10 protein-coding genes are annotated in these 21,916 nt (G+C 55.2%); all 10 read left to right on the forward strand.

Features of this window, described 5'->3' with window-relative positions; genetic code table 11:
- Positions 1 to 17: 17 nt before the first annotated feature.
- Positions 18 to 869, forward strand: coding sequence for a gp58-like family protein (locus B5D52_RS11655; protein WP_016148835.1), 852 nt, complete (start codon positions 18 to 20; stop codon positions 867 to 869).
- A gap of 631 nt (positions 870 to 1,500) precedes the next feature.
- A complete protein-coding gene (locus tag B5D52_RS11660; protein ID WP_016148834.1) occupies positions 1,501 to 2,427 on the forward strand; it encodes a hypothetical protein in 927 nt (308 codons plus the stop codon).
- Between the two features lie 23 nt (positions 2,428 to 2,450).
- Complete coding sequence (locus tag B5D52_RS16150) at positions 2,451 to 2,624, forward strand: hypothetical protein (RefSeq protein ID WP_016148833.1); 174 nt, start codon at positions 2,451 to 2,453, stop codon at positions 2,622 to 2,624.
- Between the two features lie 422 nt (positions 2,625 to 3,046).
- Positions 3,047 to 3,577 (forward strand): helix-turn-helix domain-containing protein, encoded by a 531-nt coding sequence (locus tag B5D52_RS11665; RefSeq protein WP_016148832.1) that lies wholly within the window; start codon positions 3,047 to 3,049, stop codon positions 3,575 to 3,577.
- 74 nt (positions 3,578 to 3,651) lie between these two features.
- Positions 3,652 to 5,562 (forward strand): NAD(+) synthase, encoded by a 1,911-nt coding sequence (locus B5D52_RS11670; protein ID WP_016148831.1) that lies wholly within the window; start codon positions 3,652 to 3,654, stop codon positions 5,560 to 5,562.
- A gap of 324 nt (positions 5,563 to 5,886) precedes the next feature.
- Positions 5,887 to 10,320, forward strand: coding sequence for an S-layer homology domain-containing protein (locus tag B5D52_RS11675; RefSeq protein ID WP_016148830.1), 4,434 nt, complete (start codon positions 5,887 to 5,889; stop codon positions 10,318 to 10,320).
- 208 nt (positions 10,321 to 10,528) lie between these two features.
- Entirely contained in the window at positions 10,529 to 12,814 is a 2,286-nt protein-coding gene (locus B5D52_RS11680) for an S-layer homology domain-containing protein (RefSeq protein ID WP_016148829.1), read from the forward strand.
- Between the two features lie 225 nt (positions 12,815 to 13,039).
- A complete protein-coding gene (locus tag B5D52_RS11685; protein ID WP_016148828.1) occupies positions 13,040 to 17,194 on the forward strand; it encodes an S-layer homology domain-containing protein in 4,155 nt (1,384 codons plus the stop codon).
- A 309-nt stretch (positions 17,195 to 17,503) separates the two neighbouring features.
- Positions 17,504 to 19,627, forward strand: a complete 2,124-nt coding sequence (locus B5D52_RS11690) for a copper amine oxidase N-terminal domain-containing protein (protein WP_016148827.1) — start codon at positions 17,504 to 17,506, stop codon at positions 19,625 to 19,627.
- Positions 19,628 to 19,726: 99 nt separating this feature from the next.
- The gene (locus B5D52_RS11695; protein WP_016148826.1) at positions 19,727 to 21,805 is read left to right on the forward strand and encodes a stalk domain-containing protein; all 2,079 of its coding nucleotides are present in this window, start codon (positions 19,727 to 19,729) and stop codon (positions 21,803 to 21,805) included.
- Positions 21,806 to 21,916: the final 111 nt, after the last annotated feature.

Genomic DNA, 21,916 nt, shown 5'->3' on the forward strand with positions numbered 1-21,916 from the left:
AAAGGAGTGATTTTTTCATGGCAGTCTTAACCACAGACGCGCTGCCCAAATACGACCCCAATGACCTGCCCGCGACGGTCAAAAAACTGCACGACTACACCACGTCGCTCACCGAAATGCTGCGCTTTGTGCTCATGAACCTGGACGAGGACAACGTGCAGGGGCTGGACACCCTGAACCGCGAGATGCAGGACGCACAGGGCAATCTGTCCCAGATCCAGCAGACTGCTCAGGGCATCCTCACCCGCGTGGAAAACGCCGAGGGCGACCTGTCTGCCGTCATGCAGACCGCCGACGGCCTGACCACCCGCGTCGAGTCGGCTGAGGGCAATTTGTCCACCCTCACCCAGACCGCAGATTCCCTCGCCGCCCGCGTCTACAACACCGAAATGGGTCTGACTTCGATCAACGTCACCGCCAACAAAATCGAGACCCGCGTCGAGGACTTAAACGGCAAGTATTCCAGCCTTCAGCAGACCGTCGACGGCTTCGACTTCACCGGCATGGTCACCTTCCGCGCCCTCGAACGCGAGGGTGAAAGCGTCATCAACGGCAATAACATCACCACCGGCGACCTGCACGTCGCATCCGACGGCGTGGGTGCCCTGTATTTCTACAATGGCGACGTTGCGATGGAGAACATCGTCGGCGCGATCGAGGTCTATTCGGGTACTTACCCCGACCTGTTCATCGAGAGCCGTTACGGCAATAATATCCGTATCCAGGCCGATGCCCAGCTGGCACTCGAAGCCGGATATCAGGGGCATATCTACATGAAAGCCGATGATTATATCCAGCTGCGTGCAGGCGGCGTGGATTATTACTTCCGCGCAGATGGCATCTATCGCGGCGAGGAGAAGATCCTGTAAACGACACCGCACCCATTCCCGCCCGTGCGCCGCACCCATTCCCGCCCGCAGCCCGTAGGCCACTATCCTCGTTCTCGCGCTGAGCGCGAATAAAACGAGTGTGCGAAATGAAGTTTTCGCCGGCCTTTTTCAAAAGGCCGCGGGTTCTCAGGGCAGAGCCCTGAGGCGAGCCCGCAGGCTCGAAACACCCCTTTTGATTCCGGTCAACGACCGGAATCAACCAAAATAAACAAATAATCGCTCGCCGGAGCGAGCGAAATACTCCGCGCACAAAGTGCGCTCATCAAAAACGCCTCCAGCGTTTTTGCATTCCGTTTGCACTTCATGCGAGATTCCCCGGAAGCTGCACCGCTGGTGCGGCTGCGGCAGGGGGGAACCAACCCGCAGGTTGGTTTCCCATGAGCGCGCATTGCGCGCAGAGAGTCTTGCCGCCTGCGGGCGGCGCTTTGAACGAGAGTTTAGTTGATTCCGGCTTTGGCCGGAATCAAAGAGGGGATTTCGCGCTCTGCGGAGCGCGACTCAGGGCTCTGCCCTGAGAACCCGCAGCCTTTGAAAAGGCTGGCGAAACTTTCAGTAAGGGGTGCGGTGCTGACTCATCCCAATCAATCCACAAAGGAGGAAATTTCTTTTTATGGCTTACCAAAGTTACGATCCCTCGGTCGACTATGCCGATCGCCTGCGCCGCATGATGCAGGCCGGTGCCAGTGCCGCCGAGGTCGAAAGTGTGCTGCGCCAGCGCGTCAACAAGGCGACCTCTGAGCCCGGTCACGAGCAATACGCCTACGACGCGTACTACACCGCCGCACGCGATTACATCAACCGCAACAGTACCTTCGGAGGTCTGTACAATACGAGCGCGCAGACGGGCGCTGTGAGCGGCGGTACGGCATCGTATACCGATCCCTATGCCGAGCGTCTGGAGAGCGCTCTGAGCCGCCTGGAGTCCCGCGAGCCCTTTTCCTATGACCCGGAATCCGACCCGGTATTCCAGTCCTACCGCGATACCTACCGCAGAGAGGGCGACCGTGCGGCAAAGAACACCCTCGGAGAAGCGGCAGCGCTGACCGGTGGGCAGGCGAGCACGGCAGCCGTCGCGGCAGCCTCGCAGGCGCGGGATTATTACAACAGCAAGGTGGGCGATGTCGTGCCCGAGCTGTACCAGCTGGCGTGGCAGATGTACCAGTCCGAGCAGAACAGCCTGCTCAGTGAGATCGAGACCCTGGCCGGGCTGTCGGGCGCAGCCTACGACCGTCAGACCGACCGTCTGGCGCAGGATTACGCGATCTACAAGGACGAGCGGGACTTCGCCTACAACCAGTATCAGGATGTGCTCGATCGTGAGCAGACCGCCGCGCAGGACTGGTACGACCGCACCTACGATTACGACAAGCTCAGCCAGTCGGCGGCGCAGTCGGCTGAAAAGCAGGCGTACACCCGTGCGATGGCGTTCCTGAATGCCGGTGTCATGCCCACCGACCAGATGCTCAAGGCAGCCGGTATTGACAAGGAGACCGCGCGCTCTCTGCGCGCTGCAGCCCTGCGCAAGCTGGGTCAGTAACAGCCGAAAGGAGAGAAAACGCGATGGAAGCACAGTACCGCACACTCGACGAGGTACCCGAATGGGGTCGGGACACCGTCCGCTATTTGCTGGCAAAAAATTACCTCAGACGGCAGGAGGACGGCACCTTGCCGCTCAACGACACCCTGCTCAATGCGCTGGTTATCAACGACCGCGCCGGTCTGTATGACCTGTGATGTGCGGTAGGCAGACGCGGCACAAAGCGGGAGCAAAACAGGCTCTGTACAGTCAAAACCTGTAAGAAAAGTCACAATATGACACAAAAAGACCGGTCACGCGATGGCCTGAACATCGACTGACCGAGATGGCAGGGCAGGGGAGAACACCGGCAAAACGGATACAAAATCCGACCGGTTTCCCCGTCCCTGACCGACAAAAACCATCTGAAATCGTGCATACACGTCAAAAAACCTGTTTGGTTCGGGCTGACATTTGTTCTGACATGTTCAGATAGAACATTTGACAATGTTTAAACACATGTCAAATGAATGTCAAAAAATGTCAAACGGAATGTCAGAACATTGACAAGTTTTGTCAAATCCGGTATGATAGGGGAGAACAAAACCGGAACACAAAACGAACGCAGGAGGAACGAAACGTGTATGAGTCCAGCGGAGCCGGACGGCTCAAAACGCTGCGCGAACAGTCCGGACTGACCCAGCAGGAGCTGAGCCGTCAGACCGGTGTGTCCCGCAGTCTGATTTCCCAGTGGGAAAATGGGGTCATTTCGGTGTCCCTCGCCACCAAAAAGCGCGTCGCGTCCTACTTCGGTGTGGACGTGTCCGAGCTTGACGGCGAGGTGACCAGCGCACAGGCTGCGCCCCGTCCGTCCCAGACGGTGCGGGACAGTCTGCCGCCCAGAGTGGAGATGAGCGCAGCCGCGCGGCAGGAGATGAGCGAGCTTGCCGCACAGTATGCCGCACTCAATCACAAACTCGAACAGATGCTGGGCCGTCTGACCCAGGACGAGCTGACCGCTGTGCGCGAGAGCGCTGCACGCATGGCGCAGGCCGTCGAGACCGAACTTGTTTTCCGTCAGGTCAAGGCCTTTCAGGACAGACCGGACGCAGCCTCACGCGATGAGGTGCTGCGCGCGGTCGAAGCCCTCATGGGGCAGGGCAATGGGTAAGCTTTCCTTGCGCATCGCCCGCGCCGACTATATAATATAGGTAGGCATTCAGGTCAATCTGAAGGAGGAACAACATGAAAGATGGTTTTTTGAAGGTCGCCGCCGCTACCCCGCGCATCCGCGTCGCCGACTGTGCTTATAATACCGCCCGCGTCATCGAGCTCATGGGAGAAGCCATGGACGCCGGTGTCTCGCTGTGCGTTTTCCCCGAGCTGGTACTGACCGGCTACACCTGCGGCGACCTGTTCTTGCAGGAAGCCCTGCTGCGCGCCGCCGAGGACGGTCTGACCCGTATCCTCGAGCACTCGGCACGCTCGCCCATGGTCATCGCCGTCGGTCTGCCCATTCAGGTAGACAACGCACTCTATAACTGCGCCGCGATCTGCTGCCGCGGTCAGCTGCTCGGCCTCGTGCCCAAGCAGAACATTCCCAATTACAGTGAATTCTACGAGGCGCGTCACTTTACCTCGGGCGCTGGTATGGTGACCCGCACGGTTACCCTTTGCGGTCAGCAGGTACCCCTTGGCGTCGATCTGCTGTTCCGCTGCCGCACCATGCCCAGCCTGGTCATCGGCTGCGAGATCTGCGAAGACCTCTGGGTTCCCGCACCGCCGTCCGGCCAGCTGGCAGAGGCGGGCGCAACCGTCATCGTCAACCTGTCGGCCTCCGACGAGCTCATCGGCAAGGCGGCGTATCGCCGTCAGCTGGTGACCGGTCAGTCGGCACGTCTGGCCTGCGGTTATCTGTACGCCGATGCAGGCCTCGGCGAGTCCACCCAGGACCTGGTCTTTGCCGGTCATAACCTCATCTGCGAGAACGGCACCATGCTGGCCGAGTCCGAGCGCTTCACCACCGGCCTGATTACGACCGAGCTTGACCTCGGACGCATCGCCCACGAGCGCCGCCGCATGAACACCTTCGGTCAGTCGCAGACCCACATGACCGACATTTATTTCGACCTGCCCCTGCGCGAGACCCAGCTGACCCGCGTCTTTGCCCAGACACCCTTCGTACCCGCCGACCAGAGCGATCTGGCTGCGCGCTGCGAGGAGATTCTGCACTTGCAGGCGGTCGGTCTGGCGACCCGTCTGCGCCACACCCGCGCCAAGTCCGCGGTCATCGGTCTGTCGGGCGGTCTGGACTCCACCCTTGCGCTGATCGTCACCGTGCACGCCTTCGATCTGCTCGGCTGGCCGCGCAGCAACATCCAGACGGTCACCATGCCCTGCTTCGGTACCACCCGCCGCACCAAGTCCAACGCCGAACAGCTGGCCGAGGCCTACGGCACCAGCCTGCGGTGCGTGGACATCAAGGCAGCCGTCACCCAGCACTTTGCCGACATCGGTCACGATCCGGACACGCTGGACGTCACCTTTGAGAACGCACAGGCACGCCAGCGAACCTATATCTTAATGGACATCGCAAACAAGATGGGCGGTCTGGTCATCGGTACGGGCGACCTGTCCGAGCTGGCACTCGGCTGGGCGACCTACAACGGCGACCACATGTCCATGTATGGCGTGAACGCTTCCATCCCCAAGACGCTCGTGCGCTACCTGACCTCCTTCGAGGCATCCCGTGCACCCGACGGTCTGCGCGAGATCCTGCTCGACGTGCTGGGCACGCCGGTATCGCCCGAGCTGCTGCCGCCCAAGGACGGTGAGATCAGCCAGAAGACCGAGGAACTGGTCGGCCCCTACGAGTTGCACGACTTCTTCCTCTATTATATGCTGCGCTTCGGCTACCCGCCGCGCAAGCTCTACCGCATCGCCTGCCGCGCCTTCGAGGGCGTGCACAGCCGTGCGACGGTCAAGAAGTGGCTCGTCACCTTCATCCGCCGCTTCTTCGCCCAGCAGTTCAAGCGCTCCTGCCTGCCCGACGGCCCCAAGGTCGGTACGGTCACGCTGTCGCCCAGAGGCGACTGGCGCATGCCGTCTGACGCGGTGAGCGAGGTCTGGCTCAAGGAAGCTGAAAACCTGGAATAACAAAAGTTAAAAGTACGAAAATATAATAGTATGTGCAGACAGTCGTCCAACGCGAGCGGGCGGCTGTCTTTTTTTGTGACACTCGTTATCATAAATTCGCTGTTATAACTATCCATATCAGAATACGAATGGTATAAAATTAGAACAAATAAACGGTTTAAAATAGATTTTTGTAATAAAATACACACAATAAATGACAAATGATTACGGTTATGTTACACATTGACCGTAAATATTGAAAAGATAAAATCTCTCTGGTATGATACTGCCATACAAGAGGCGGGGCCGCTGCCCCCCAACGATCAAAAAGGAGGAAATATTCCTATGAAGAATCTGAAAAAGGTTCTTGCCATGGTACTGGCGTTCGCATGCACTTTCAGCATGTTCGCCGGCGCTAAGGTGTTCGAGGATGTCAAGGCTGGCTCCGATTACTCCGAGGCGATCACCATGCTGTCTGACCTGGGCGTTATCCAGGGTAAGGACGACGGCAAGTATCATCCCGAAGACACCATCACCCGTGCAGAGGCTTGCGCAATGATCGCTCGTCTGATGACCGGTGATCCGAACGTTTCTCAGTACGTTGGCGCACAGTCCTTCGTCGACGTTGCAAAGGGCTCCTGGAAGGACTCCGCAATCGGCTACTGCTACATCAACGGTATCGTTGTTGGTGTTGGCAACAACAAGTTCGAGCCCGACCGTGCAATCACTGACGCTGAGTTCGTTACCATGGTTGTTCGTGCAATGGGTTACGAGACCGCTGACATGAAGCAGAACTATCCGTTCTCTTACATGTCCAACGCACAGGCTATGGGCCTGCTCGACGGCGTTAACATGGTAGCAAACACCGACGCTCTGCGCGGTGAGGATGCTCAGGTTATCTACAACGCTCTGTTCGCAGACTACGCTCGCGGCGCGAAGCTGGTTAACACCACCCACGGCACCTCTGTCGAGACCTACCCGACCCTGGCTGAGTCCGTTTGGGGCCTGGATCGTGCAGCAGTCGGCACCTGGAACAAGAAGGATAACGAGGACGCAAAGCTGACCAACTGCAAGGCACATACTTGGGTTGTTCTGGGCGCAGATCCGTCCGCTGAGAACCGCATCCTGGCTTACCCGATCGCTGACGACAAGACCACCCTGTACACTGAGGGCAAGGGCGGCACCTACTCGTTCAAGTACGAGGGCGACATCGCTGCAATCACCGGCTACCAGGTAGAGCTGTGGGGCCAGGGCAAGCACGGCCAGCCGACTTGGGAGACCAAGAACGACAAGTACGTTTGGTCTGAGGACTGGACCATCAAGGCGATCAAGACCGTAAAGGGCCAGACTGCTTACGACTACGATGCTTCCAAGGCTGACTCCAAGTCTGACAACGGCACCATCGAGCTGGGCGAGAGCAAGCTGGAGCTGGATTCCGTAGCAGCAAATGCTTCTACCACCGAGAAGATCTATGCGGTTGACCAGTTCGTAAGCAAGTCCTACAACGGCGAGAAGATCGGCGAGAAGGACGATAAGAAGGTTGAGAAGGCTCTGAATGTACGCGACGGCGCTCAGTACAAGCTGGTTGACTGGGATTCCGACGGCGACATCGACTGGGCAGTTGTAAGCACTGCAAACTACTACAAGGTAGAGTCTGTTAATGCGAAGCGCGCAACCGTTATTTCCATGAAGAGCGGCGACGACTTCGAGTCTCAGACCAAGTCCGATAGCCAGACCTGGAAGCTCGACGACATCACCGAGATCGACGGCGTGAAGTACAACTTCAAGGCTGAGGACCTCAAGCAGGGTGACATCGTAGAGGTTACTTACACCGTTGCATACGACAAGGGCGAGAAGGGCCAGGTTGTTACTGCAAAGGTAAGCAAGGTTGACGCTGACAACAAGAAGCTGGATAAGGTTTCCACCAAGGGTGGCCTGACTCTGACCTTCGGCGGCGACGAGATCAAGGTTGCACAGAACCAGGATAAGGCTGACACCATTGTTCCTGCAAATCCGTCTACCTACCGTGAGTTCAACAGCGAGGAGCTGGGCACTGAGTTCGCTCTGTACCTCAACCGCAACGGCTTCATCGTTTACTCCGACTACGCGACCGAGACCGCAAACTATGCAATGGTTCTGGACGTAGACTCTGGTTCTGACCGTACCGGCAACCGCAGCCTGGCAAAGGTTGACCTGCTGCTGGCAGACAACTCGGTTAAGAAGGATGTCGAGCTGACTTCTGGCGCACGCGTACAGGATGCAGCAGGCAAGGATCTGACCGCTGTTTACGACAACCGTAAGTTCAAGAACGACAAGATGGTTGTTGGTAACGTATACAAGTACTGGACCGATGCTGACGGCAGAATCACCCGTATGCAGTCGCTGTTCACCACCGATGATGCGAAGAACAACGATAGCTACGAGTACAAGTCCAGCACCGACCGTCTGACCCGTACCACTTCCGGCAATGAATATGTTGCATCTCTGGAAGAGGCTGACGTAATCTTCGCTGTTAAGACCGACGGCAGCAAGTCCTTCATCCGTGGCACCGACAACACCGGCGACGGCCTGTATGTTGATGCAGGTGATGTTCTGGCTGTAAAGGCAAAGGATATCCCGGACATCAATAAGACCACTGACACCAAGATTGCAAAGCTGGACAACGAGAACAAGGCAGAGTGGATCAACAACACCACCGCTACCTTCATTGCAAATGCAAACACCAACAAGGCTGGTTCTGCTGCAATCCTGGGCGTTGACAGCTTCAACAAGTTCAACTCCGGCGCAACCAAGATCGGTCTGGTAACCAACGTTTCTTACAGCAACTCTTCTGACGGCAAGTATGTTGAGGTTGACGTCGCTGTAAACGGCAAGGTTCAGACCCTGGAGTCCAAGAAGAAGGTTGACTTCAGCGACGTTGTTGAGGTTAAGGACAATAACGATTCTGACCCGACCATCAAGAGCGAGAGCACTGTCATCCAGACCGGTGTATTCCACGATGTTAAGGGCAAATCCATTGCACTGGATAAGTACCTGGAGAAGAACGCAGCTTACGCAGAAATCACGACCGACGGCGACGGCAAGGTAACCAAGGTAACCTTCCTGGATACCGAGAAGGGCAGTGCAGACGAGAACAAGCTGAAGGGTAACTACTACACCGTAACCCGTAACGTTCTGACCGAGAACAAGACCAAGTCCTTCAACTACGTTGATGCGACCGCTCACTACGCATCTGAGAAGAAGCTGTACTCGGTAGACCGTATGCTGACTGCAAATGCAGGCATCGCTGACGAGGCTGCTTACTACACCATCTCTGCTCGTCCGACCCGTATGGACGGCGATTACAAGAACACCCAGATGGTTGTATCTGCTGGCTTTGACGGCACCCCGAAGATCGAGGCTGCTGATAAGGCATCTATGCTGACCGCTTCCATCGACAACCGTTACGATTCCGATACCTACTACGTAGCAGATATCGCATTCAACGGCGACAACGATATCGCAGCAATGTTCAGCTTCACCGATGATATGGGTGAGACTGAGGCTAAGGACACCATCCTGATTGGTTCCTTCGGCAACAACAAGGATGAGAACAACAGCACCATTAAGGCTGGCGAAGCTGATCAGACCATCAAGGTAACCGTTCCGAACGGCCAGTCCCTGACCGAGGGCAAGATTGTTGTTAAGGACGCATCCGGCAAGGAAGTATCCGATCCGTCCGTTGCATGGAACAGCCATAACCTCAAGCTGTCCGCAACCCGCGCAGCAGCTGCAGGCACCTACACTGTAGAAGTTTACGGCCGCACTCAGGGCTCGACCGACGTTGTTGTGGCAACCTTCAAGTTCACCGTTGAGGCTGCTGACGCACTGGTAGCTGATGGTATCACCGGTACCGAAGCAGGCGGCGCAGCAAAGGTTGACGCTTCCGGTAAGGTAATGGATATCAATGTCAAGGCTGGTTCCACTGGCGTTACCGGTCTGACCGATAAGGATATCGAAGTTTCTGTTGATGGCTTCAAGGCAAACTACACGGTTGCTGAGAACTCTTCTACCGCAGGTCTGTACCGTGTTACCTTTACCAATTCGGTAAATGGTAAGGACATCACCGTTAAGGTTGGCGGCAAGTCGGTTATCTTCCCGGCTATTTCCACCACCACCGGCGTAACTCTGGCTAATGCAGGCACCACCTACACTGCAACTGTTGCAGCTGGCGGTACCGGCTTCACCTGGTCTGCATCTGAGCCGCAGGCAACCAACGCAATCACCATCAATGGTGTAGCAGGCACTCCGGAGCTGGTTCTGGAAGGCACTGGCCTGGCTCAGGCAGTAAAGCTTGAGAATAACGAGGTTAAGATCGACAAGGCAGAAGCTGAGAAGCTGGCAGTCGGCACCTACACCGCTAAGGTAAAGGTTGGCACTGTTGAGTCTGGTGCGATCACCCTGAAGGTTGAGAAGCAGGCTCTGACGATCAGCGCGATTGCACTGGATACCGGTGCAAAGACTCTGACTCTGACTGTAAATGCAGATGTTGCAGATGCATTTGAGAAGGAACTGGCAAATGTTGACTGGAGCGCACTGCTTGCACAGGCAAACTGGCAGAATGCGACCGGCAATATCGAGCTGGCAGCTGATGGCCACACCTACACTGGTACTTCCATCGTGCTGAAGGTTGCAGATCATAAGAGCGCATCCACCGGCGGTAACCAGATTTCCAGCGCGAAGTTCTCTACCGACCATCTGGATCTGACCATCACCAGCGTAACTCCGACCATCTCCTAAGATAGGTCAAATCAATAAAGGACACCCTTCGGGGTGTCCTTTTTCTATTCCCACGCCCAGACTTCCCGCCAATAACCCGGGAAAAATTTCCGGTTTGGCGGCTTGTTTTACAAATATATTTCATTTTCTGCGGTACTATTGTCCATTTGATGTGCGTTCGTTATACTGGAGATAAGCATAAAATCTGCAAATGGAGGTGTTCATTTCTATGCTGCGCAAAATATCCCGCATCGTGGTATTTTTCTGTGCGCTTGCGCTTGTGACGGTTGGCACAGCGCTGGCGGCAGCACCGGCGGGTTCTCTGTTTGCCGTACCCAAGACCGGTATAGACGGCGTAGAGCGCTGGGGCTATATGGACGGAACGGGCAAGGTCGTGATCGAGTGTACCTACGCGGCGGCCGAGCCGTTTGACGAGTCGGGCGTTGCGGCGGTGTATGATGACGCCGGACGGGCGGCACTGATCGACGCACAGGGCAAGGTGCTGACCGGCTGGCAGACCGCACCGCAGTCGATCGAGTACGAAAACAGCATTGCAGCCTTCCGGTATACCGACCGCACGATCTTTTTCACTGCTTCGGGCACGCGCATCGGTGAGTATCCGGGCGCGATTGGCTTTCCGGTCAATGAGCGCGTGTGTGTCAAGACCGGAGAGGGCAGGGAGGCCCGATACGGATACGTTGACCTGAGCGGTACGTCGGTCATCGCACCGGTGTATCTGGAGGCCGGACAGTTTTCGAATGGCCGCGCGCTGGTGCGCGACTTGCAGGGCAACTGCCACTTGATCGGCACCGACGGCAGGGAACTGGCCGCGCTGCCTGCGGGTGCAGACCCGGCGACGCTGACCATCTATAATGACTGCGTCATTATCCTGTATAACCGTGCCGATAAGTACGCGCTGTACTCGGTCGAGGACATGCGCTTTGCGACCAGTTATTCGTATGATGAGATTTTACCGTTCCACGAAGACCGCGCGATGGCACGCGTGGGCACCGACTGGGGTCTGCTGACCGTGGTCGGCACCGAGGCAGTTAAGCCGACCTATCCCTATATGAGCTATATGGGTGACGGCCTGTACGCCGTGCGCGGCGTGGACGCGGGTGCGTCGGTCATCGACCACAACGGCAAGGAAGTTTACCGTACAGACACCTACGCGGGCGGCTTCCAGACCTTCCGGTACGGTATTTCGTGGCACGGCACGGCGGACGGCGACGTGGTATTCTTCAACGCGTCGGGCAGTCTGAAAAAGACGGTGTCGGGCATTGAGACACCGGAGATCGTCGCTGAGACGGTCGCCAAGGTGTACAAGGACGGCACGACTCAGTATATCAACATTTACAATGGCCGTACCTTATATAATAATGTACGCGCATACGATCTCGAGGGCGGCATTCACGTGACGACCGAGACCTACGAGAAGTACCTGGGCATGCAGGAGGACGGCACCGAGTACGGCTGGTACATCGAGTACCCGCGCCTGAGCGGCATGGAGAACGAGGCGGTGCAGACGCGCATCAACGACAGCATCCGCGCATTTTTCACGGCAGGGCCGAGCGGCCAGTCCGGACGCATTGCACTGACGGCGACCTACGGCATGTCGGTAGAAGGCGACGTGCTGGTGGTATGGGCGAGCGGCGTGAGCGACCTGGGCGAGGCGGCGACCATCTGGGACACGTCGATCGGTCTGGATTTGAACACGGGCGCGCGCTACACAGCCGACAAGGACCTGTTTAACGACAAGCTGCTGGAGGTCACGAGCAAGCTGCTGCCGCAGAGTGCACCGTACTACGGCTCGCCGCGCATGGACAAGGACGGCGTGACGTTTTTCCGTGACTACCCGGCGACGGGCACGGCGCAGCCGTACACCGAGAGCATGCATCTGACCTTCGACCAGCTGGCCGAGGCGATCAACTTTGACGGCGCGTGCTACCGTGCGCTGACCGGTTTTACGGGCACGGTGTACGCTGATGTGCCGTATAGTCATTGGGCGTTTGACTACGTGGCCGAGGTATCGTCCAAGGGACTGATGACGGGCGACGAGCGCGGCTTCCGTCCGGAAAGCCCGATTTTGACGAGCGAGGTCTGCGCGACCGTGGCGCGCGTTTTGGAGCTGCCCGACGGCACGATGCCGGGCGTAGACGCGAGCAAGTGGTACGCGGGCGAGCTGGGCGCGGTGTACGAGGCCGGACTGCTGGACGGCTTCGACGTGTACTGGTTCGACCCGGACGCGGTGATGACGCGCGCGGACGCGATGCAGCTTTTGGCGAACGTGCTGACGCACCAGGGACGCGCGGGCACGGAGATGAGCGCGAACGAGGTTATGAGTAACATTTCGCACTTCCCGGACGCCGAGCGCGTGCCGGCAAACCGCCGCCGTGCGGCAGCGATTTGTGTCAGAGCCGGACTTGTGCAGGGTGATGAGAACGGTCTGCGTCCGTCCGACGCCTTTACGCGGGCGGAATTTGCCAAGATCGTGCTGTCGATCGCGGAAAACTGAACCAAAAGAGACAATCCCCCTTGAACGGTGACGGATGAAAAATCGGTCACTGTGTAATCAAGGGGGATTTTTTAACAAAGTGTTGTCACAAAACCTGTGTAATATTACACTTGTGTTACGTCTCGGGGTGTCACATTGACTTTGCGTTTTGAGACTGTTATGATGTATCCATAAAAGAGGCGGGGCAGGAATGTCCCGCGAGATCAAAAAGGAGGAAATATTCCTATGAAGAATCTGAAGAAGGTTCTTGCTATGGTACTGGCGTTTGCATGCACTTTCAGCATGTTCGCTGGCGCTAAGGTGTTTGAGGATGTCCCGGCGGGCTCCGATTACTCCGAGGCTGTTACCATGCTGTCCGATCTGGGCATTATCCAGGGTAAGGACGACGGCAAGTATCATCCGGAAGACACTATCACCCGTGCAGAGGCTTGCGCAATGATCGCTCGTCTGATGACTGGCGACCCGAACGTTTCTCAGTACGTTGGCGCTCAGTCTTTCACCGACGTTGCAAAGGGCTCCTGGAAGGATTCCGCTATCGGCTACTGCTACATCAACGGCATCGTAATCGGCGTTGGCAACAACAAGTTCGAGCCGGACCGTGCAATCACCGATGCTGAGTTCGTAACCATGGTTGTTCGTGCAATGGGTTATGAGACCGCTGACATGAAGCAGAACTATCCGTTCTCCTACATGTCCAACGCTCAGGCTATCGGCCTGCTGGACGGCACCAACATGGTAGCTTCCACCGACGCTCTGCGTGGTGAGGACGCTCAGGTTATCTACAACGCTCTGTTCACCGACTACGCTCGTGGCGCTAAGCTGGTTAACACCACCCACGGCACCTCTGTTGAGTCTTACCCGACCCTGGCTGAGTCTGTTTGGGGTCTGACCCGTGCAGCTGCTGGTACTTGGAAGGACAACAGCGACGGCGACAAGACCGCTACTCTGGAGTACTGCAAGGCTCATACTTGGGTAGTTCTGGGCGCTGATCCGACCGCTGAGGGCAAGATCATTGCTTACCCGATCTCCGACAACGACGGCGACATCTACGTGACCGATAAGGATCGTGTTGCTTACTCCTTCAAGTATGACGGCGACGTTTCCGCTGTTGCTGGCTACCAGGTAGAGCTGTGGGGCGAAGGCAGCCACGGCGAGCCCGAGTGGGACAACAAGGCTGACACGTACGTTTGGTCTGAGGACTGGACCATCAAGGCTATCAAGACCGTAAAGGGCCAGACCAAGTATGACTACAATGCCTCTATGGCTGACTCCAAGTCCGACAACGGCGAGATCGTTCTGGGCGAAGAGACTCTGGATCTGGATGCAGTAGCTGAAAATCAGAAGTTTGCACAGCAGTATGCTGTCGATCAGTACGTTGCTAACGAGTACAACGGCTATAAGATGGACTCCGCTAAGAACGTTGAGAAGGCTCTGAACGTTCGCGACGGCGCTCAGTACAAGCTGATGGACTGGGATTCCGACGGCGACATCGACTGGGTAGTTGTAAGCTCTGCTAACTACTACAAGGTTGAGAACGTAAACTCCAAGCGTGCAACCGTTGTTTCCATGGTTGACAAGGACGACTTCGAGTATCAGACCAAGTCTACCAGCGAAGTATGGGAGCTGGACGGCCTGACCGATACCGATGACAGCAAGATCAAGTACGACTACAAGGCTGAAGACCTGAAGGAAGGCGACATCGTAGAGGTTACCTACACTGTTGCTTACGACAAGAGCGAGAAGGCTCAGGTTGTTACCGCTACCGTTTCTAAGGTAGAGGCTGAGACCAAGTCCCTGGATAAGGTTTCCACCAAGGACGGCCTGACCCTGACCTTCGACGACGAAGAGATCAAGGTTGCTGAGAACAACGCTGTTGGCGATACCATCGTTCCGGCTAACCCGCGCATCTACCGCGAGTTCAACGGCGAGGAGCTGGGTACCGAGTTCGCTCTGTACATGAACCGCAACGGTTTCATCGTTTACTCTGACTACGCTACCGAGACCTCGAACTACGCAATGGTTCTGGACACCGCTGACGGCAACGACCGCGCTGGTAACCGTGAGCTGGCTAAGGTTGACCTGCTGCTGGCTGACAACTCCGTTGCTAAGGATGTTGAGCTGACCTCTGGTGCTCGTATTCAGGACAACAACGGCGATGATAACGACAAGGCTTACAGCAGCCGCAAGTTTGATGAGACTCTGGTAGTTGGTAACGTTTACAAGTACTGGATGAACGAGGATGGCCAGATCACTCGCATGCAGGCTATGTTCAACGATGAGACTCAGGACGATGCAGAGCTGAAGGGTGCAGATACTGATCGCAAGTATAACGATTCTTACAGCTACAATGCAGACACCGATCGCATGCAGGATAGCGCAAATCAGTACGTTGCATCTCTGGAAGAGGCTGATGTAATCTTTGCTGTTGCTACCGATGGCAATTACATTAAGGGTGAAACCACTGATGATGATGGCCTGTATGTAAAGTCCGGCGATGTTATGGCTGTCAAGTATGACCAGATTCCGGACATCGGTGAGACTAAGGAAACCACTCCGGAGAAGCTGGATGCTGAGACTGGCTGGCTGGATAACGACGACGCTACCTTCGTTGTATCCGCAAACGGCAACAAGGCTGGCATGGCTGCTCTGATCGGCGTTAACAACTTCAGCAAGTTCGACGCTGCTGCTACCAAGATCGGTCTGGTAACCGACGTTGCATACGTTAACTCCTCCGACGGCAAGTACGTTGAGGTTGAGGTTGCTACCAACGGTAAGGTTGGCACTATCGAGTCCAAGAAGAAGGTTGACTTTGACGACATCGTTGAGGTTCTGGGCAATACCGAAGGTGATGACGCTGTTAAGAGCGAGAGCACCAAGGTTAAGAATGGTGTATTCCACACCACCGCTGGCGCAGCAATTGATCTCGACAAGTACCTCGAAGACAACGCTGCTTACGCTGAGATCACCACTGATGCTGACGGCAATGTAACCAAGATTTCCTTCCTGGATACTGCTGACGGCAAGGTTGAGACCAACGAGCTGAAGGGTGACTACTACACCGTAGAGCGCCGTGTTGTTACCGAGAACAAGTCCAAGTCCTTCGATTACGTTAACACCACTGCTCGTTACGCTGCAGAGAAGAAGCTGCACTCTGTTGACCGTATGCCGGTTGTAAATGCTGGTATCGCTGACGAGGCTGCTTACTACACCATCGACGCTCGTCCGACCCGTGCTGATGAGGACTACGCTGATCTGGCTCTGCTGACTGCATCTGCTGGTTTCGATGGCACTCCGAAGATCGAAGTTGCTACCAAGGACGATATGAACACTGCTTCTATCGACAACCGTTACACCTCCGATACCTACTATGTAGCTGATATCGCATTCAACGGTGACGGCAAGATCGCTGCAATGTTCAACTTCACCGATTACATGGCTGAGACCGATGCGGAAGCAGGCGTTGTTGAGGCTAAGGGTGTTACGTATAACATTAAGGATGAAGTTGCAGACTACACCTTCAATTGGGAAGAGATCGGTGCTAACGTTGTAGATGCTAAGATCGTAGATAACGGTACTGGCGCTACTCTGAAGGAGACCGGTGCTAACCTCGAGAAGGAAATCGTTCAGAACTACGTTACCGTAAGAGTTCCGGACACTGCAAAGTCTGGTACTGCTACTCTGGTTCTTACCGATGACAACGGCAAGGAGTGGAAGGTAGACATTACCCTTGAGTATGCTGCAGCTAAGACTATGAAGGTAACCGAACTGGATCCTAAGCGTACGGCATTGACTCAGGCTGGCGGTGTAGGTGCAGCTACGATTACTGATGCGTCTGGTAATGCTATCGTAGATAACACTGACGATATGACTATTACCGTAACTGGCGTACCGAATGGCGGTGATGTATCGGATGTACGTGTAGCACTGACGAATGCTGACAAGAAGACCATTAACTTCGGCACCTCTGAAACCACTCTGGCTGGTGAGTACACCGTTGAAGTAGCTGTTAAGGGCTATAAGACTGCTTCGTTTAAGGTAAATGTAGAGAAGGCTGATGCAAGTGCAGCTACTCTGACTAATGGTACTGCTGGCAATGTAGGTATGGAATTGGCTGCTACTGGTTTGACCGGTGATGCACTGAAGGCTTCTGGTCTTAAGCCTGAGAACTTCACTGTTACCTATGTTCAGGAAGATGATCTGACTCAGACCGAACACAAGGCTGTTGTTAAGTCTGTTAGCGTAGATGATGCAAATCAGAAGCTGAACATCATGCTGGAGACTCCGATGGCTAAGGGTCATGATTATGCAGTTAAGGTTGTTGTTGCTGGTACCGACAATCTGGAAGGCTTCATTGTAACTGGCACTGTTAAGGTTTCTTAATCACCCACGTGATTAACCCTCAAGTTAACACTTGAGTTCCGAAAGGGCTCCGCTTCGGCGGGGCCCTTTTTCTATTTCTCTCTATCAAAAACCTGATCTTTAAGTGACAGATTTTGCAATCAAAACACTGGAATTTTGTAACTATAATGTCATCTTAATAAAGTATTTTCAAATTGTTCACAAAAGAGGGGAACTTTTCATTGTTCCCGTTCGTCTATTATGATAGAATAGGGATAACAAGGTATCCTTTATCGCCCGGTCGCCGTCAGCGTCCGGCGAAAAAAACCGGAAATGAGGAGGTCTTACTCAATGAAATTCATCAAGCGTTTGGGTGCGCTCTTTGTCGCCCTCTGCCTGATGGCCACCATGGTTCCCGCAGCTTTTGCCGCTGACGCAAAGGCCACCGGTGCCATTACCCTCACCATCGGCAGCCCGACCATGTCGGTCAATGGTACTTCTACCACCATTGACGCAGAGGGTTCCCGCGCAACCCTCTACAAGGGATATACCATGCTCCCGCTGCGCTCTGTCGTCGAGAATATGGGCGGCACGGTTTCCTGGAATGCTGCAAACCAGCAGATTACCATGAAGTATAACGGCTCCACGGTCAGCATGACCCTGGGTTCCAAGACCGCTTATGCAAACGGTGTGGCAAAGTCCATGTCTGTCGCACCCTTCACCGACAACGGACGTACTTACGTCTGGCTGCGCTCGCTGGAGTTCTTCCCGGGCGTGACCGTTGACTGGCGTGCAGACACCCGTCAGGCAACCGTCGTTTACCCGATGGTCGCAGGCTCTACGCTGGCGACCCAGCCGGTACAGCTCAAGATCACCAACACCTCGACCGTTGCTTATAAGGAGATCCGCTTTGCTCCCGCCGGCACCGAGGATTGGGGCAACAATATCCTGACCACCCAGCTGTACGCAAACAGCATTGCAAACGTCACCGCGAACTTCGCAAAGGTCAAGTACGACATGCAGCTGACCGGTGTTTACGGCTATAAGTCCTACATTCGCAACCTGGACTTTTCGAACGCAGGCACCTACGGCTCGCTGACCATCACCTCGGCTGACGCTGCGACTCTGGTACTCGACGGCGTACTGGCTTCGGGCACCGACTCGAGCGTTCTGCTGACCGTCCGCAACAACACCGGCAACGTCATCACCTCGATCGTTTACGGCTCGGCAGCAACCGGCGCATGGTCTGACGAGCAGCTGGCGACCCGTTACCTGGCAGCCGGCGGCTACACCACCATGACCCTGCCTTACGCTTCCGCGAAGCCCTACTACGACTTCCGCATCACTTATCAGAGCGGCTGGCAGGTCACTTACACCAACGTAAACCTGGCTTCTGCCTGGGGCACCCAGATGGTGACCTTTAACGCAAACGGACAGGTTTCCTACGCGAACTCGTCCACCTCGACCAACAGCGGCAGCACCGAGATCACCTTCAAAAACAGCTACGGCAAGACCGTTTACGAGCTGCGTATGGCACTGTCCAATACTGACTCGGCATTCCGCAACGCAAAGAACCTGATCGATACCACCAAGAATGGCGATACCGATAAGTTCAGCATCGACCTGACCGGTATGCGCAAGTGGTATATCCGTGCGTACGATAAGGACGGCGACGTCATCGAGTCCGGCAGCATCACGTTCTCGTCCACCTCGCCCAAGACCGCTACCATCACCCTCAAGAAGAGCGGCTTTGCACTGGGTTCGTCTTCGTCGGCTGATACCGGTCTGCTGATCTCAAATACCTCGAATAAGGATATTTATGCGATCTTTGCAGTTGATCCTGATGATGTCGATGATTATGACGATTACGATGAGTTCGAGGACGATTACGACGATCTGGGCTCGCTGGATATCGGTGAGTACGACGTATTCGATCTCGATCTGTATGGCTCGAAGGATAATGAGGTAGCTCTGGTTCTCTTCTATGACGATCCTGATGATGACGACGATGCATTTGCAGTCGAAACCATCAAGTTTGATACCGATATTTCTGACATTGGTGTTGTCTGTGTTACCAATATCAATACGAGCTCGGATCGTTTCAGCTATGATAAGTACGATGACGGTGCGAAGGATTTGGATGACGGCGAACTGGTCTTCGAGATTTACAACAGTGATAAGAACAGAAAGCTGACTGGCGTTTATGTTCGTGATGCTGCTGATGGCGATAAGAGTGATGATCGTGAGAAGGACTTCGACAGTAAGAATCTGCTTGGTTCTTCCTCCATCAGCGCAGGCGCAAGTGATTCCTGGATCATTGACGACGATGAGTACGGCGATGACGGCTACGCTGACTTCCTGTTTGTATTCGATCAGGGCGACAACATCGTTCTGGATGACGTGGATACCACCGATTACAGCTACTTTGTACAGATCAATGTAGATCGCAAGGGCGCCGATATGGACGGCAAATAAATCCTACACGGTATAAAAGTCCCCCGGCCATACCGGTCGGGGGATTTTTAGATAAGGGACGATTCAGGGACGTCCGATGGATTATAAGGAGGAATCACAATGAAACTGCGAAAACGGCTGAGTGCGCTGATCGTGAGCGCAGCTCTGCTGCTGACCGCACTGCCGGCAATCGCGCCCGCAACCGCGTCAGCGGCAACGACGATGGGCTCCATCGTTCTGACGATTGACAGCCCGACCATGACGGTAAACGGCACGTCCAAGGCGATTGATGCTGAGGGCAGCAAGCCGACACTGGATGCCGGCGGCTATACCATGCTGCCGCTGCGCGGCGTGGTAGAGGCGATGGGCGGCAGCCTGACTTGGGATGCAGCAAACCGCATCGTCACCATGGTAAAGGATGGCCAGACCATCAAGGTACCGATCGGCTCGACTAAGCTGACCGTGGACGGTGTCCAGAAGGACATGCTGGCAAACAACGGCACCTACAAGGCTGCATACATCAATAAGTCCGGCCGCACGCTGGTTCACGTGCGTGCGCTGCAGGCGTTTGGTAACACCACCTGCACTTGGAACCAGACCACCAAGCAGGTAACGGTCACTTACCCGATGGATGCCCCCGTGGTATCTTCCAAGAACTACCGCGTTGACCTGATTAACCAGACCGGCGCAGACATCAATGCACTGTACTATGGCCAGTCCGGCACCTATTCGTACAGCAAGAACGTTCTGACTTCCACCCTTAAGAAGAACGGCACCGCATCGTTCTACATTTCGGTACCGGACAATGCAACCACCCGTCTGTATGACTTCTATACCGAGGGCGTGGGCACCAAGTTCTTCAACGGTCTGAACCTGACCGGCGTTAATGCCTATGTCACCGTCGTGCTCAAGGAGAACGGCAAGTTCGAGCAGGCAAACGACAAGACCATCACGGTATCGACTGGCGACACCGCACTCAAGGTCGAGAACAATTCCAAGCTGGATATTGAAAAGCTGTACATGTCCAAGGACAGCAGCTTCTCGAGCTCCGAGATCATCTGGGACAAGACCATCGACGCAGGCGATGACGAGACCATCGACATCGATCTGGACGGTACCAAGACCTGGTACTTCCAGGTTGTCGATGAGGATGGCGATAAGTACTCCAGCGGTAAGGTAACCTTCTCGAGCAGCACGGTCAAGAGCGCAACCCTGACCTTCTCGAGCAGCAAGAAGCTGTCGCTCAAGGGCAGCTCGTCCGGCGACTCGACGATTACCTTTAAGAATGAGTCGGGCGATACTATCAAGGCCATCTACATGGCAGGCTCCAAGAGTGAACTGGACGACGCAGACGATCTGCTGGACAGCACGCTCAAGGACGGCAAGTCGGTTGAGATCGACATGGATCTGGAGAGCGACACCAGCTGGTACATCACGGTCGAGTTTGAGGAATATTCGGATATTGAAGAATACTCCCTGAGCTTCGACTATAAGGACCCGGCATCGGCTACGCTGGAGATCACCAAGAAGGCTGTCGAGATCACCAAGGAGAAGAAGACCAGCAGCCGCGGTGAGCTGTCTGTTGCCTTTGTCAACACCTCGGGCCGAGAGATCGTCGAGGCATATCTGGTAGATGACGTAGATGACTTTGATGTCAGCGACTATGACGACCTGCTGGACGGCGACGGTCTGGCAGATGATGCTGGTATCGTGATCGACGAAGCAGCAGATGCAGACACCTACGATCTGGTTCTGTTCTATGACGACAGCGATGACGATGATGATGCGTATGATTCGATCGAAGTCGATTTTGACGATGCGACCGATTACGCAGCTGTTTGGATCGACAGCTCGACCAGAACCAGCTTTGACGGCACGGAATATACCGATGGCGGCGACAAGATGATCGTTGGCGTTTACAATAACACCGATGATGATCTGACCAGCCTCAAGGTATATGATATCGATGACGATAGTGTCGAGTCGATCGGCAGCTTGGATGAGGAGAAGTACTCCTTCTTTGAGCTGGACACCGACGACTATCCGGACATTTACTTTGAAGCATCGGAGAGCGATGAATCTTACGATGTAAGCGATCTGGATGACGAAGTTCCGTTCGCGGTTGTAAATCTGGATGATCTGGAAGACGGCGACTGCTCGCTGGACAGCTTCGACGACATCAGCGATTTCGATTTTTAAGCACAAATGCAAACCCCTGCTAACCAGCAGGGGTTTTGTGTTTGCCATGCGGAGCAAGCAGAGTAAAGTGTAATATAATAGACAAGAAACGCGACAAATTGGTTAAAGTTA

This window comes from Butyricicoccus pullicaecorum DSM 23266 (genome assembly GCF_900167005.1).
Lineage (GTDB): Bacteria > Bacillota > Clostridia > Oscillospirales > Butyricicoccaceae > Butyricicoccus > Butyricicoccus pullicaecorum.